We start from the raw sequence: 15555 nt of genomic DNA on the forward strand, positions 1-15555 counted from the left end.
ATCTTTTCAGCGCGATATTGAGATTTATTTTAAATCACACGCCCTCATCATAACAAATAGAACCATTCAGGTTCTAAAATTTCCCGGAAACGCCCCCTTGTGAGCTGCCCGGAACGTCCAGCTCCCGGACCCCGGCACCTATAATGCCTGATGATACTTCGCCGGCATCGGATCTCTTCAGGTCCGGGCGGCGAACTCAGGGGTGGGGGGTATCTTATGTACTGGTTCAAGGCCGACGCGCCTATTCGTCTCAAATTATTCATCGCTTTCGGCAGCTTTGTTGCCCTGACGGCGCTTGCCGGATTTTCCGGCATGCTCATGCCAGCTTCGGTGGCCCGGTGGATGGCCGCCGGCACCGTCGTGCTCGCCATGGTGCTGGCATTCCTTTACCGCGAAGCCATCGCCGGACCTTATGTTACCACGGTCGTGAGGATGGAGGGCCTGGCTGCTGGCGATCTGGACACGCCGATCCAGTTCACCGACTTTCGCGACTGCGTGGGCCGGATGACCACGGCGATGTTCCAGTTCCGCGCCACTGCGCAGGCTCAGATCGAGTCCGACAAGGAGGCGCAGAACAATTCCCTGATCGTGCAAGGCATGGCCGAGAATTTCCGCCGCATGTCGCAGGGCGATCTTACCGCGGACATTACCGAGGCTTATCCCGCCGACTATGCCGTCCTCAAGGAAAGCTTCAACGAGGCTCTCGCCAGCCTGCGGTCATTGCTGGGAGCGGTGAAGGCCAGCACCCAGAACAGCCTTACCGGCTCGCGCGAGATCGCACAGGCATCGGAAGATCTTGCCCGCCGAACGGAGGGCAATGCAGCAAGTCTCGAACAGACGGCAGCGGCGATCCAGCAGATCGACACACGGCTGAAAGCCACGGCCCAGGCCGCTTCACTCTCCGTGGCCACATCGGGGCAGGCGATGGGTGCGGTCAACGAAGGACGCGCACGCACCGATGCCGCCGTCGGGGCGATGAACCGTGTCAGCGACAGCGCGAAAGGCATCGACGGCGTGATCGAAGGGCTAGACAAGATCGCCTTCCAGACCCGAGTCCTGGCCATGAATGCCGCCGTGGAGGCAGGCCGCGCGGGCGATGCCGGTCGCGGTTTCGCGGTCGTGGCCGATCTGGTTTCCGCCCTGGCCATGCGGGCGGAGGAGGAAGCCAAGCGTGCCCGCGACCAACTCGGGGTCACCCAGTCGGATATCGAGGTCGCCGTGGAAGCGGTGCGCAAGGTCGACGCGGCGTTCGAAGTGATCTCTACCTCCGGCGAGGAAGTTGCCCGCCTTGCCGGCCAGATCGCAGCCGATAACGATGCGCAGGCGGCGGCCATCGGGGAGATCAACACGGCGGTTGGCGTCATGGACCATTCGACGCAGCAGAATGCCGCTATGGTCGAACAGACATCCGCCGCGGCGAGGAACCTGACCAACGAAATCGCTTCGCTGGCAAACGAAGCGGACCACTTTCGCATTGGCCCTGCAAGCCCAGGCTTCCGTCCGACACTGGTTCGCAGCGGCACCTGAAACAAACCAAATTTCGCGGAATTTCCGGCCCGTTCGCCTTCAAAAGGCGAGCGGGCCTTCCGCTTTGCGGCCTCGCTTCGGCTCCATGACAAATTTACGTCGCATACTTCCTATATTGCGTGTACTACGTTCCCGCCAAAGGTCGACGCAAGAGACCTTGGCTCGAAACGAGCAGGATTGGGAAGGGAGAGGCGGATGGCTGCAGATGCCACGGCGCAGAAACTGCGCCGAAGGACATTGGCGTGGATTGTCGGGATCGCAATGGCTGGTCTCATGTTCGATGGCTATGACCTCGTCGTATACGGGACCGTGGTCTCCACGTTCCTTCGTGACCCGGCGCAGATCGGTCCAGTCGATCCGGCGCTGGCAGGCGCCCTCGGCAGCTATGCGCTGCTTGGCGTACTCGTGGGCGCGCTTATTGCCGGGAGCATCGGCGACCGTATCGGCCGACGGCGAATGATGATCGCAGCCTATGCGTGGTTTTCGCTGGGAATGCTGTTCACCGCCCTCGCCCATTCCGCCGCCATGTTCGGAATCCTGCGTTTTACCACCGGGCTCGGGGTCGGCGCACTGTTGGCGACGACGGCCGCCATGGTTTCGGAATATGCTCCGCCGGGACGGCGCAATCTCTACAATGCCGTGACTTACGCGGGCGTGCCGCTGGGCAGCCTCGCAGCGGCGGGTATCGCGATACTGCTGGCCGAGCATATAGGATGGCGCGGCATGTTCGCGATCGGAGCTCTGCCGCTGATAACGCTGCTGCCGCTTGCGATCTTGAGGATGCCGGAATCGGTCATGTGGCTCGTCTCGCGCGGCCGGACCGAGGAAGCACGCGCAATCGCGGCACGAACCGGCGTGGCGCTGCCCGATCAGGAACCGGCGCCCCGCCGTTCCGAAACGGAGGCGGCGGGTTATCGCGGCCTCTTCGGCGAATTCCTCGTCCCCGCCGTTCTCATCGGTCTCGTCAGTGCGACCGGGCTGCTGCTGGTCTATTCGCTGAACACCTGGCTGCCCGAGCTGATGATGCGCTCCGGCTTCGACGCCAGGGGATCGCTGTCATTCCTGCTGGTGCTCAACGGCGGCGCCGTGCTCGGTCCGATGTTCGCTGCCCGCTTTGCGGACCGGATGGGGCCGCGCCCGGTCGTGGCGGCAAGCTTCATCGTGGGCGCGCTGGCCATTCTCGCATTGACCCTTGCCCTGCCGCTTTGGCTACTGCTGTGCGTCGTCGCGCTCGTGGGCGTGGGCACAAGCGGAACGCAGACGCTGATCTACGGGCTGGCCGCCAATTACTTCCCCACGCGCATGCGCGGCGCCGGGGTGGCGTGGTGCGCGGGCTTCGGTCGGCTCGGCGGCGTTGGAGGGCCGCTGATCGGCGGTTTCCTGATCGGAGCGGGCCTTTCGATCACGAAGATCTTCATGGTCCTGGGTGCTCTTGCCCTGCTCGGAGCGGTTCTGGCGATCTGCGTTCCGCGCCGAGCCTGATCTGTCAGGGCGCGAAGACGGCTTGGGGAATATGCGTGATCCGGCAGGCCAGGTCGGCCTCGCCGGACGCCACTATATAATGCTCCCCATGCGCGGCGATGCCCGTGGTGAATACCACGTCCCGCAGATACATCTGGTGTTCTAGCGGAAGCGTCAGGTCCGGGTCCGCTTCAAGCAACGGCGCATGGCCGGTCTGCAGGACGCGGCTGGGATCGTCTCGGTCCAGGATCGACCAGTACGTGCGATAGATACCTACGATTTCCTTGGGCTCCACCCCGTGCCAGAGCGTCAACCAACCCTGGTCCGTGAGGACCGGCGGCGCCCCTCCCCCCATTCTCGCGGTGGCGACGGTAGCGGAATGGGGACGAATTCCAGGCCTGCCACAGGGCTTCCAAAACCGCGCGTCAGGCGAGAGCGCAAGGTTTATCGAAGGCCCCGAACGCCACTCGCTGCCCGGCGGATAGGCGAAATAGAGATCGCCGAGCGGGCGTGTCTGCGCCCAGTAATGACCGCCGATGAGGCCCTCGAAGATCAGCATGTCCTTGTTCTGGTGATCGAGCACGATGTCCTCGAACTGCCAGTCCAGACCGTTTTTCGAACTGTAGAGCGTGGTCGAATGCCGCTCGGGACTGACCGAGCAGGTGGTCATCAGCCAGTCTTCCCCCACCTTGCTGATCCGCGCATCCTCGATCCCGTAGCATTGCAGGCCGCGCTGCGGCGCGATCGCGCGGTCGTAGTGGACGGCGACCACGTTCAGCCCTTCGGCGTCGAGTTCGACGGGCAGTAACCACGAAAGCGAAGTCAGCGCCATGATGCGCCAACCTCCGCCCCGCAGCATGAACTTGCGCGGGTCGGTGGTATCGGCATGCTCCAGCGGCCAGGCATCTAGCACGTAGCGCCCATGATCGCCTTCCTCGCCCTCCCATCGGATGGCGTGGACATGGCCGTCCCGGATCGGTTCGCGCAAGGCTTCGGCCACGCGCACCATCATCAGCAGATTGCCGCCGGGAAGGCGCGTCAGGCCGGGGTTGAAAGCGCCAAGAACGTAAGTCTCGGCATCGAGATGGCCGGCCAGTGGCGAGCGGGAAAGGTCCACGTCATCGGGAACGAACACGAGACGGTCCACCGGAAAACCGCTCATGAACACATCCCTACCGTAAAGGAAGCGCTCCCCGGAATGGCGGTGACTGGATCGACCATGGCATTCTCCTGACGGAATCGTCAGGAAAACGCGCGTGGCCGCATTGGGTTTCGCCGATCAGCTCGCCGCGGCGAGGCGGCGGCCGGTCACAAGCGTCTGAACGACGAACAGGACCATGAGGATCACGCCGACGCTGCCGACGAACAGGTCAAAGCCGGAAACCGCGCCGAACAGGCCCTTGCCCGAACCCAACGTCATCATCATCAGGGTGAGGCCGATCAGCATGAAGCGCAGTTCGGTAGGCCCGGCCTGGAGATAGGAGAGCTTGAATTCGCCCAGCACGCGGGCGGCAAGATAGGCATGGATGGAAAGCAGGAGATATCCCACCAGTGCCACCATTGCGACGTCCATCGTCACATACGGGCTGGTGCCGATGCCCCAGACGATCAGCGCCGTCGTCAGCCCGTCACAGCTGTGATCGATGAAATAGCCATAGGACGGGCGCTCGATGCGGCGGAACCGGGCAAGGCTGCCGTCCATGGAATCGCCGAACCACTGCACGACATAACCCGCCATCGCCAGCCACAGCCACTGCGCCGAAAGGTTGCTTGCGGCATAGCCACCGAAGGTCATGAAGGCACCGACGAGACCGGTCGCGGTCAGCACGTCCGGCGTGACCCATCGCGGCATCCGGGCGCAGAGCCATTGCAGGAGCTGTCGTTCCCGCCTTGCCAGGATGTTTTCCTGAATCCGCGTGGGGGGCAGAGGCTGCGTTTCGGATTTGCCGGTCATGAGATGTCGTCCGTGAAGCTTGAATTCAAAATGTCATAAAACGGAAACCCCGATGAAGGCCGGACGCTCCCGCGCGAATGCCGGGCCGGATCAGCCCGTGGCCACGTCATTGCCCCCGATGACGTCACCTGACCTGTCTTTTCACGGCACTCCCATGCAGCGGGAAGCCGCATCGACCCGCGAAAAGCCTTCGTCTGTTCGGGATACCTGATAGTCCATCGAAGCTCTCCTGCCTGCGGGAGCTCGTTGGTCTCTCAGTCGCCGACGTGCAAATACCTGTCGGCGATCGGGGGCCTATAGCCGACGATCGCCGGTCTGGCCAGCCGCGCCGCCCCGCAAGGGCAAATGGGAGGTAGTCGCCGATACCTTATGAATGATGCGGCAAGTGCATCGGGATAGTTGCGCGGCGCTGCCCATAATAGCCGCTTTCGGGGGAGGCGCCCTCCTGTACGCTGGCTTCGGCATGATGGGGAGTCGAGGCAATGGAGAACCCGCAAGACCTGATTGAGCAAGCCGAAACGAACGATCGACGCTCGTTCCTCGCGGCTTGCGGAAAGTATTCCCTGCTCGTTCCGCCCGCGATGACAATGCTCCTTTCGACATCGCTGAGCTCGCCCGCGATAGCCAAGTCCGGCGGTGGTGGAGGTGGCGGCGGTGGCGGAAGCGGCGGCAGCACCGGTGACGGCGGCCATACCGGCGATGGCGGCGGCAGCAAGGATGGCGCCAGCACCGGCGATGGCGGTGCCGGCGGCACCAAGGACGGCGGCGCTTCCCCGCCCAAGGATACGCCTGCTGCCGGGTCGGCGACAGGCGACGGCGGCGGAACGAAGGTCCCCGAGACGAAATCGGAAGGCTCGGCGCCCAAGGTTGCCGAAGGGGGCTCGCGCGATGGACCCGAGCGCAAGAAAGGCGACAAGCGCTGATCGAATCACACCACGCGGAGTAATCCGCGTGGTCGGGGGCCGGAGGGAGCGATGCACCGCAACGCGGATCGGGATTCCCCGGCAGCGAAGTCCGATGCCGAAAGCCTGAAACTGTATCTGGCTCCGGGCGCCGTGCCGCTCGTGGTTGACCAGCGCCCGGTGCTCTTCCTCGAAGCCTCCCAGCAACTCCACGCGCTAGACGGCTCGGCAGCCCACATCGTGGCGTGGCTTGCCGATGGAATATCGCTTTCGGCGCTGCGCCGCCAGCTTGCGGGAGCCTTATCGGATGAGGCGATCGACGCCCTGTTGACTGGCTGGTCCGAACAAGGGGTGATCGCCGCCGAGCCGGGCCTGTCCTTCCCTGCCCCTGTTCCTCCTTATGCCATCCAAAGGTACCTGCCACGGGGAGACGATCTGGTGGAAATCCGTTTTCCCGACGATCCCTGGGGCCAGACCTTCGCCGCCCCTTACGCGCATCTGGCAGCCGGCTTGACGCCATCGCTCATAGCGCAGGATAGGGTTGCGCTTTGCCGCATAGGGACGCTCTCCTTCATCTCTGCATCGCCGCGCGGGATGCTGGTCCCAAGCGCGAATACCGGCCCGGGCCTTCGCGCGGCGCTGGTATCCAGGGCGCTTGAAGGCGATACCTTCATCGCCCTCCATGCCGCCTGCCTCCTTTCCGGAGACAAGGCGATATTGCTGACCGGAGCCCCCGGCGCTGGGAAATCCACGCTGGCGGTCACCGCAGCAGCGACCTGCCCGGCGCTTTCCGTCGCGTCCGACGATATCGTCCTGTTCGATCCCCGGACCGGCCTGATCGCGCCCTTGCCGCTGCCGGTCACCATCAAACGCGGAAGCTGGGAGAGACTGGCGGATATCGCGCCCGGCCTCGCCGCAAGCGAACCCGTGCTGCGCGGAGACGGCCAATGGCTGCGCTATCTTCCGCTTCCGGGACCGGTCGATACCCGGTGGCGCAAGGTCAGCGCGATCGTCGATCTCCATCGGGGGAGCGCCTCCGGTAATGAGCTGGCTACCAATTCGGTCACTGCCTGCCTCGGCAAGCTGCTCGCGGAAGGCTTCGCCCAAAGCGGCCGCTGTTCCGCGAAAGCCATGGCCGCCCTTGCCGCCATGGTGGAGCACGCCAGCACGCTGCGCCTGCATTATACGGAAGCCGAGCAAGGGGCGCGGCAGCTAGAGACACTCGTTGGACGATGATCGCAATGCCCTCGGCCCGCTGTGCCAATGCCTTCGCGGCGAGGCCTTCAGGGAACCGCGCGGCGTCGCACCGGATTGGGATGGCATCCTCAGCCTCGCCAATCGCACCCTCGTCACCCCGGCGCTGGCTCAAGCGCTGGCCGACGACACCGATGTCCCGGCCGAAGTCAGACATTTTCTTGAGGAAGTACGTGCGCGAACCGCGATACGCAACCGCCGGATGCATGAACAGCTCCGGGAAGCGGTTGCCGCGCTCAACCAGGCCGCGATCGAGCCGATCCTGCTCAAGGGCGCCGCCCTGCTTGCCCGCAACGGCGAGGATTGCGCGCACCGCCTGCTGACCGATCTCGACCTCATGGTTCCCTACGAGGCAGGCCCGGAAGCCGTCGCCGCGCTGGCGATCGTCGGCTATCGGCGCTACCCCTCCAGCGCCGGGGAGTGGCAGGGGGTCAACCTGTTCCGCCCCCAGGACCCCGGCGGCATAGACCTGCACTTTCGCCTGAAACTGGCAGGACCGGGCCACGACCATGCCGCCCTGTCGCGATCATGCCTGCCCTATGTGGTCGGGTCCGGCGTGGCTGCCTTGCCCTCCCCCACCCTGCTGGCAGCTCTGTTCATTCTCCACGACCAGTTGCAGGAGCACGATTACTGGCGCGGCCTGATCGACCTGCGACACCTTCTGGACATAGCCCGCATTGCCGAAAGTGGCGGAATTTCTGACCCTTCGGCCCTCGAAGCCCTGTTCCCGTCGGCGCAGGCCAGGCGCGCGCTCCACACCCAGCTAAGGACACTGTCACAGTGGCTCGGGGTGACGATCGGGCATGAAAGGCGCGATTGGCGGGTATCGATGCAGGCCCGCCGCCGGAACCTGCAGTTACACAGGCCGCGATTGGCTCCGATCCTGACGCTGCTGGCGATGCTCGTCGATCCTCCGCATTCCGGGAAGCACGATCGACCGGCCGGGCAAGGCATCGCCGCCTCGGCGCGAAACCTGCGTCGGATCGTTTTCGTCACCAACCCCGCCAAAGTCTAGGTCGTAGTGACCTGCTCGCACCTCCCACTTGGACCCATGAAACTTTCATTTTTGGCCGATTGATGAGGTGCAGGCGCGGCGCGACAGTACCAGCATGAAATTTCCATCCGGCTCCGACCAGGACCTGCTCAGGCTTATCGGCGAATATCCGCTCGCCTGGCTGGTCTCGGCGCGCGATGGGCATTTCCAGGCGGTGCCCTTGCCGCTTCTGGCCGAAACCAACGGCTCCGGCGAACTGGTGTCGCTTCTGGGCCATTGTTCCCGCACCAATCCTCAGGTGGAGCATTTGCGCGCCGACCCGCGCGCGCTGGTCCTGTTCTCAGGGCCGCAAGGCTACCTCTCGCCATCGCTGGTCAGGAACCCGACCTGGGTGCCGACATGGAACTATGCCGTCGCCGCCATCGAGGTGGATGTGACTTTCGTGGAGGAAGAGACGCGCGCCTCGGTCGTGCAGCTCTCCGATGCGATGGAGGCGGAGCTGGCCGATCCGTGGACCATAGAGCGAGCCGGCCCCCGGGTGGAGCCGATGCTGAAGCGCATCATCGCCTTCCGCGCGACAGTCCGCGCCGTGCAAGCCAGCTTCAAGCTTGGTCAGGACGAGACGATGGAAGCGCTTACCGATCTCATTTCCGGCACCGGCGATGCATCGCTGGCCGACTGGATGACCCGTTTCAACGCCGAACGCCTGTCGCAAGGCGGAGCCGCGACGGAATGAAGCCGCACCCGTCCTCCCGGTAACGCGGGGGTGCGGAAAAAGACGGCAATGGAGGAGTATCCCGGGCGCGAGACCGGGGAACGGCAGGGAAGCCGGACAAGCATGTCCAGCGGATATCAACGATGGAGAACCGGCTCCGGCCGGGATCGCCACGACAAACATGAGGGTTGAAACGATGGGTTCACGTAACACGATCAAGGGAGCGATCCTTTCCTCGACGGTGCTGGCGCTCGGCCTGGCCGCACCTGCCCATGCACAGCAGGCTTCCGAAACCGGGATGGGCAAGGACGACATCATCGTCACCGCCACCAAGCGCGAACTGAAGCTCAGCGACGTGCCGATGCCGATCAGCGCCGTCAGCGGCGATCAGCTCAAGGCGATGAACGCCAATTCGCTGGCCGACTACATCACCCGCCTGCCCGGCGTCGTCTTCAACGATTATCAGCCCGGCATTTCCGAAGTCGTGATCCGCGGCATCGCGGCTACCACCTATCACGAACAGGGCCAGACCACGGTCGGCTACTACCTCAACGAAGTGCCGCTGGTGGAGCCCGGCTTCCCGATCGGCATCCCCGACATAGACACCTTCGACCTTCAGCGCGTGGAGGTTCTGCGCGGCCCGCAAGGCACGCTGTTCGGCACCTCGACACTGGGCGGCGCGGTCAATTACGTTGCCGCCGTCGCCGATCCGGGCAAGTTCGATGCTGCCGCCGAAGGCCTGCTGGGCAGCACCAGGAATGCTTCCGGCCAGCTCAACTACGCGGCCAAGGCAATGATCAACCTGCCGCTGGTCAAGGACCAGCTCGCGGTGCGGGTGATGGCGCTTCAGCGCGTGGATGCGGGCTATCTCGACAATCCGGGCATCGGCGTGAACGGCTCGAACGACTACCGCACGCGCGGCCTGCGCGGCTCGCTCGTCGCCACCCCCAACGACACCACCAAGCTGACGTTCCTGACGACCTATCAGGACACCAGGCTGGACGACCAGACCTACCTCGATCTCGATAATCCCTATGTCCGCGACACGCCGCGCGCCGAACCCCAGAAGACCGATTTCTGGATGAACAGCCTGCGGCTCGATCAGGAACTGCCCTTCGCGAACCTGACGGTGCTCGGCTCCATCACCGAGAAGCACAACACCACGCTGTTCTCCTATCCCTATGCCTACGTCACCGGCGTGACCACGGGGGATGACGCCGCCTATTCGCTGGGCAAGGCCGATGCCAATATCAAGAGCTTCGAAACCCGCCTCGCCTCGAAGGACGACGGCCCGTTCCAGTGGCTGATCGGCTTCAGCTACATGAAGGCGAAGAAGCACAGCGCAGACCGCATCTACCAGGGCGGCGCCGCCGACTTCATCGATGCGAACCCCGATCTCTACGGCGGCTATTCGGGTGATCTGATCGCCCCGAACGATGCCATCTACGGCTATCTCTCCGACACCAGCAACGAGAACTGGGGCGTGTTCGGCGAAGCTTCCTGGGAATTCGTGGCTACCGTGACCCTGACGCTGGGCGGCCGCTACTACAACACCCGCAACTCTGCCGAGATCACCAATGCGCCGGGCTCGCTGGCCCCCGGCAGCTACACCATCGCGCCCGCCAGCTTCGGCGTGAAGCAGAAGGAAGACGGCTTCACGCCGAAGGTCTCGCTATCATGGAAGCCCGGCGAGACGATGCTGGCCTATGCCACTTATTCGCAGGGCTACCGCGAAGGCGGCCCCAACCCCAATGCGGCGATCCTGACGGGCATTCCCACCAGCTACAAGAGCGACACCGTCGACAACTACGAAGCGGGCGTGAAGACCGCGCTCTTCGGCAATCGCCTGACGATCGACATGGCCGCTTTCCACATCGAGTGGAACGACATCCAGGCCCGCCTTTTCACCGACGCACCCTATTACTATTCCTACGTCACCAATGCCGGCGGCGCGAAGATCGACGGCGTCGAGTTCTCCGGCGCGCTTCAGGTCAACAGCATCCTCAGCTTCAGCTCGAACGTGACCTATCAGGACGCGCGTCTCAGCAAGTTCCTGCCCGATACTTTCGCCGTCGGCGGCGGCTATGACAAGGGCACCACGCTGCCGGGATCGTCGAAATGGTCGGTGGCCAACAACCTGCGCTTCGAACTGGCGGACGTGACCGGGGCGCCCAGCCTGGAGATCGCGCACCGCTACCTTTCGAAGGCGCCGGTCGCCTTCGGAAACGACGCAAGGCGCGGCGGCTTCAACGTGTTCGACCTTCGTGCCTCGATGGGTCTTGGCGAGAACATCCGCGTGATGGCCTTCGCCAACAACGTCTTCGACAAGTTCGGCATTCTCAACGCACCGTTCACGTCCCAGGCGGTGCCAGCAGGATCGATCATCCGTCCGCGCACGATCGGCGTGAAGCTGGACTGGAGCCTCTGACGCCCTGACACGCCGGCCATCGAAGGCATGCCAGCCCCGGCGGCCCCGGTCAGATGACGAAGTCCTGTTCGGTGCTCTTGCGGATAGTCAGGAGCCCGATCAGGGTCAGCACGGCCGCGCCGGAGATATAAGCGCCCACGAACAGCACCCCGCCCCGGTCCGCCAGTGTCTGCGCGATCATCGGGGCAAAGCCGCCGCCCAGAATCCCGCCGACATTGAAGGCGATCGACGCCCCCGTATAGCGCACGCGGGCACTGAACAGCTGCGGAAGCAGAGAGGCCAGCGGGCCGTAGACCAGCCCCATCGTGAACAGGCCAAGGCAAAGGAACACCGCGATCGCCGCCAGCGATCCCGCTCCGAACATCGGGCCCATCGCCAGTCCCACGATAACCGCAACGACACTGCCGAAAATCAGCACGCCGCGCGAACTCCAACGGTCCGCCGCATAGCCTGCCACCACGATGCCGACCGCCATGAACAGGATGGCGAAAAGCTGCACGCCGAGGAACGCCTGCCGGTCATAGCCAAGCGTGGTCGTGCCATATCCCAGGGCGAAGGCGGTGGTCAGGTAATAGATCGCAAAGCAGGCGACGACGGCGAAAGTCCCCGCCAGGGTCTGGCGCAGATGCGTCCTGAACAATTCAACGAGCGGGATCGACCGGGCAGGCTTGTGTTCGAGAACGGCCGCGAAGGACGGCGTTTCCGAAAGGCGGAAGCGGATCCACAGGCCCAGTCCCACCAGCACCGCGCTCAATACGAAAGGAATGCGCCAGCCCCAGGTCGCGAAATCGCTATCGCTCAGCGTCATGGTCAGCACGAGGAACAGGCCGTTCGCGGCAATGAAGCCGACCGGCGCACCCAGCTGCGGGAACATCCCGAAGCGCGCGCGATAACCCGGCGGCGCATTCTCCACCGCGAGCAGCGCCGCGCCGCCCCACTCTCCGCCAAGCCCGAGCCCTTGCGCGAAGCGCAGCACGCAGAGCATCAGCGGCGCCAGCCAGCCGGCGCTCTCGTAAGTCGGCAGGAAGCCGATCAGCACGGTCGCCCCGCCCATCAGCAGCAGCGACGCCACCAGGGTGGACTTGCGCCCGACACGGTCGCCGAAATGGCCGAACAGCGTTGCCCCTACCGGACGCGCGATGAAGGCGATGCCGAAGCTGGCGTACGCCGCAAGCTGCTGCACCGAGGCGGAATGGGCCGGGAAGAACAGCGGCCCGAACACCAGTGCGGCAGCCGTGGCGTAAATATAGAAATCGTAGAATTCGACGGCCGTGCCGACGAGGCTGGCAACCAGCACCCGCGCATTGCTGCGGTAGACGTTCTGCTGCGGCACATCGCCGGGAATCGTCTTCGTCGCCATCACTTAGCCCTCATCATCGCTTCGGGCCGCCTTACTGGATTTGGCCGGACGGTCCATCCCCGATCGCGAAGGGCACCGCGTTATCGCCCTCCTGCCATGGCGACAACCGCACCATGATCGAAGCGAAGAGCGCCGAACCGAGATGGCCTTCCAGCCAAGCCTTGAGATGCGGCAGGGGCAGGCCGCCGAACCATGCCGGATCGGTCGCGGCGAACTGTCGCACGAAAGGCATGATCGCGGCATCGGCGAGCCCTCGCGCGCTTCCGCAAAGCTGCCCTTCCGGGGCGATCCGCGCATCCAGTTCGCGAAGGAACGTCAGGCCGCCTTCCCGGTGGACCAGCGGATCGGCGCCATGACGATCGGGGTACTTGTAGCGATCGAGGTCGTGCTTGAAGGGACCGTCGTTCGCCGCGATCAGCGCGGGATCGTCACGCCCGAGCCAGCCCTCGGGATCGTGCCGCGCCAGCGCCCAGCGCATGATATCGATGCTCTGGTCGACCACCGCGCCCTCATGCAGGACCAGGACTGGAACCGTCCCCTTGGGCGAAGCCTCCAGCATCGCCGCCGGTTTGGCCGACAACTTGATCTCGCGAATGTCGCAGCCGGCACCCGCGATCATCAAAGCCAGCCTTGCCCGCATGGCGTAGGGACAGCGCCGGAAGCTGTAGAGGACGGGGCGCGCGTTCGCGATCACTGCGGTCGGTCTGCCGCGGCGTCCTCTTTGCCCGCGCGAACGGCGCCGACATGGGCCTGACCGCGCGCCGCCGCCAGTTCCTCCTGCCGGTGTCGCTCGCGGTAAGAGGCCCGCTGTTCGTCCGAGCGTTCGTCATGGCAAGCCGGACAACTGACGCCGGGCTCGTATCGGTCCGACCGGCTCTCGGCCGCGCTGACCGGGCGGCGGCAGGCATGGCACAACAGATGCGTGCCCTCGACCAACCCATGCCCGATCGTCACCCGCTGATCGAACACGAAGCATTCGCCCTGCCACATGCTTTCCTGCGGGGAGACCGTCTCCAGATACTTGAGAATGCCGCCCTTGAGATGGAATACATCCTCCACGCCTTCCTGCTTGAGGAACGCGGTGGACTTCTCGCAGCGGATTCCGCCGGTGCAGAACATCGCCACTTTCGGCGGCTTGCCCTCGCCCAGCAGGCGCTCGCGCTCGGCCCGGAACCATTCGGGAAACTCGCGGAAAGTGCGCGTGCCGGGATCGATCGCCCCCTCGAAAGTGCCCACGGCGACTTCATAGTCGTTGCGCGTGTCGATCACGATCGTATCGGGATCGGAAATGAGCGCGTTCCAGTCCTGCGGTTCGACGTAAGTGCCCACGATCGCCAGCGGATCGATGTCCGGCTCGCCCATGGTCACGATCTCGCGCTTGATGCGCACCTTCATGCGGTGGAACGGCATCGTCTCGGCGCTGGAGAGCTTCACGTCCAGTTCCGAACAGCCCGGCAAGGCGCGGATATGCTCAAGCAGGCGTGCAATCGCCTCGTGCGTACCGGCGACCGTGCCGTTGATGCCCTCATGCGCCACCAGCAGGGTGCCCTTGATCCCCTGCTCCTCGCAAAGCCGCAAAAGCGGCGTGCGCACGCTGTCGCAATCCGCGAAAGGCGTGAATTGATAGAGCGCGGCCACGCTTAGCGGCAACGGCTTCACCGCTCCGCCCGAGGCTTCCGTTTCGACACGACCAGTATGCATGGCGCGCCCATAGCGCGGAATCGCGGCATTGGGAACGGCGCGATTCCAGAGAGGCGCGGCCGAAAGGGGATCAGGCCGCCCTGAGCCTGCCCCCGCTCAGGAGCCGCGCCGGTCCGGGCACTGTCCGCGCAAGCAAGGTGCCCACTACAACCACCGCGCCCAGAACGATCAGCGGCTGCGCAACCAGGTACACCGGATAGAGCGGCGCACCCAATTTTCCGAACAGGGCCCCGAGCACCGGCCCGCCCAGCCAGATCAGGATCAGGTGCGAACAGAACAGCAGGAAAACATAAGGCTCCATCTTCAGAAGCGCGTCCTTGGCGACACTTCCGGCCAGTGCCCACGACAACCGCCAATAGGCCGCCGCAGCAGCGACACGCACCGCAAGGTCCAGCGCCGAAGTGCCGAGATCGACCGGCCGTCCGTCAAGCCGCAGCGAAAGATAGAGCTGCACCGGCATCAGGAGCGCAAACGGCAAGACGCTCCACGCAAGGGGGGCCTTCGCCACACGCTCCGCCATGCCGCCGCGCTGTGCAAGAATGCCGAGGATGAAGAAGAACGGAATGGCCGCGCGCATGAAGACCGGCGGCCCGAAGCCGAAAATCTGGCAGAATGCCGCGCCCATCGCCAGAACCGCCAGTGCGCGGCTCGGCATCCTCACCAACAGCGGCGCCAGGACCATGCACAGGAAAAGATCGCGCAGGAAAGGCATCTGGACGTTGATGTCGGGATTGCGCGTGACGATGAAGATTTCCTCCACCACCCAGCGCACGGAATCCGGCGTCGGCGCCGGAAGGTGCCACAACCATGCGGAGCCGGAAACCAGCAGCACCGCAAGCGCATTCCACAGGACCATGGGCACGAGGATCGTCCTGGCCTTGCGCCGCAGGTGGATGCGCCACTGCAGCGTGGTGCGCGATCCGGCCACCAGCCAGCCTGAAATCAACCCGAGCAGCGGCACGGCGCTGTGCCCGAAGATTTCCATCAGCACCCAGCGGAGATCTTCCTGCACGCTACCCCGTGCGAGTTCCAGATCATATCCGCTGAGGCCGGTCCAGGCATGGACGTAGACCACGCCGAGAATACAGATCACGCGCGCGATCGAGATCGCCTGAGACCGGCGAGCCCCATCGTTCAGATTGTCCGGCAGACGATTGTCCCGCTCTTCGCAGGCATTCCAGAGGTTTGCTTGTCGCACAGCGTTCCTTTTGGCGGCCACATCCGGTCTGTGACCATCAAAACCGCCAAGGGCCACCGGG

General features: G+C 64.5%; 12 protein-coding genes and 1 pseudogene. 7 read left to right on the forward strand and 6 right to left on the reverse strand.

Features of this window, described 5'->3' with window-relative positions; genetic code table 11:
• Nucleotides 1-312 precede the first annotated feature (312 nt).
• Both ACXJ16_RS20720 and ACXJ16_RS20725 read left to right on the forward strand, forming a co-directional pair.
• Complete coding sequence (locus ACXJ16_RS20720; RefSeq protein ID WP_324699702.1) at nt 313-1527, forward strand: methyl-accepting chemotaxis protein; 1215 nt, start codon at nt 313-315, stop codon at nt 1525-1527.
• Between the two features lie 195 nt (nt 1528-1722).
• Nucleotides 1723-3009: an MFS transporter gene (locus ACXJ16_RS20725; protein WP_463923222.1), complete on the forward strand. Its 1287-nt coding sequence runs from the start codon at nt 1723-1725 to the stop codon at nt 3007-3009.
• 4 nt (nt 3010-3013) lie between these two features.
• On the opposite strand, the gene ACXJ16_RS20730 is transcribed toward ACXJ16_RS20725, so the two are convergent.
• Nucleotides 3014-4150, reverse strand: a complete 1137-nt coding sequence (locus ACXJ16_RS20730) for a glycoside hydrolase family 130 protein (protein ID WP_463923223.1) — start codon at nt 4148-4150, stop codon at nt 3014-3016.
• Nucleotides 4151-4267: 117 nt separating this feature from the next.
• Nucleotides 4268-4942 (reverse strand): CDP-alcohol phosphatidyltransferase family protein, encoded by a 675-nt coding sequence (locus ACXJ16_RS20735; RefSeq protein WP_054439085.1) that lies wholly within the window; start codon nt 4940-4942, stop codon nt 4268-4270.
• A 482-nt stretch (nt 4943-5424) separates the two neighbouring features.
• Here ACXJ16_RS20735 and ACXJ16_RS20740 point away from each other — a divergent pair.
• The 5 genes and pseudogenes from ACXJ16_RS20740 to ACXJ16_RS20760 all read left to right on the forward strand — a co-directional run.
• Nucleotides 5425-5709, forward strand: a pseudogene (locus tag ACXJ16_RS20740) (hypothetical protein); the annotation flags it as partial.
• A gap of 207 nt (nt 5710-5916) precedes the next feature.
• Complete coding sequence (locus ACXJ16_RS20745; RefSeq protein WP_463923224.1) at nt 5917-7080, forward strand: hypothetical protein; 1164 nt, start codon at nt 5917-5919, stop codon at nt 7078-7080.
• Nucleotides 7070-8113: a nucleotidyltransferase family protein gene (locus ACXJ16_RS20750; RefSeq protein WP_463923225.1), complete on the forward strand. Its 1044-nt coding sequence runs from the start codon at nt 7070-7072 to the stop codon at nt 8111-8113. The genes ACXJ16_RS20745 and ACXJ16_RS20750 overlap by 11 nt, the downstream gene beginning before the upstream one ends.
• A 94-nt stretch (nt 8114-8207) precedes the next feature.
• Nucleotides 8208-8828 carry an FMN-binding negative transcriptional regulator gene (locus tag ACXJ16_RS20755; protein WP_463923226.1) on the forward strand — a complete coding sequence of 207 codons (621 nt, stop codon included), beginning with the start codon at nt 8208-8210 and terminating at the stop codon, nt 8826-8828.
• A 175-nt stretch (nt 8829-9003) separates the two neighbouring features.
• A complete protein-coding gene (locus tag ACXJ16_RS20760; protein WP_463923227.1) occupies nt 9004-11235 on the forward strand; it encodes a TonB-dependent receptor in 2232 nt (743 codons plus the stop codon).
• 49 nt (nt 11236-11284) lie between these two features.
• Here ACXJ16_RS20760 and ACXJ16_RS20765 read toward each other — a convergent pair whose 3' ends face one another.
• From ACXJ16_RS20765 to ACXJ16_RS20780, 4 genes are all read right to left on the reverse strand, one after another.
• A complete protein-coding gene (locus ACXJ16_RS20765; protein ID WP_463923228.1) occupies nt 11285-12595 on the reverse strand; it encodes an MFS transporter in 1311 nt (436 codons plus the stop codon).
• A gap of 31 nt (nt 12596-12626) precedes the next feature.
• Nucleotides 12627-13289: a glutathione S-transferase gene (locus ACXJ16_RS20770; RefSeq protein ID WP_463923229.1), complete on the reverse strand. Its 663-nt coding sequence runs from the start codon at nt 13287-13289 to the stop codon at nt 12627-12629.
• Nucleotides 13286-14296: an oxygen-dependent tRNA uridine(34) hydroxylase TrhO gene (trhO, locus tag ACXJ16_RS20775; protein WP_463923230.1), complete on the reverse strand. Its 1011-nt coding sequence runs from the start codon at nt 14294-14296 to the stop codon at nt 13286-13288. Before trhO ends, ACXJ16_RS20770 begins: the two co-directional genes overlap by 4 nt.
• A gap of 70 nt (nt 14297-14366) precedes the next feature.
• Entirely contained in the window at nt 14367-15446 is a 1080-nt protein-coding gene (locus ACXJ16_RS20780) for an acyltransferase family protein (protein WP_132469585.1), read from the reverse strand.
• Between the last annotated feature and the right edge of the window lie 109 nt (nt 15447-15555).

It is taken from the genome of Novosphingobium sp. TK71 (assembly GCF_055361505.1).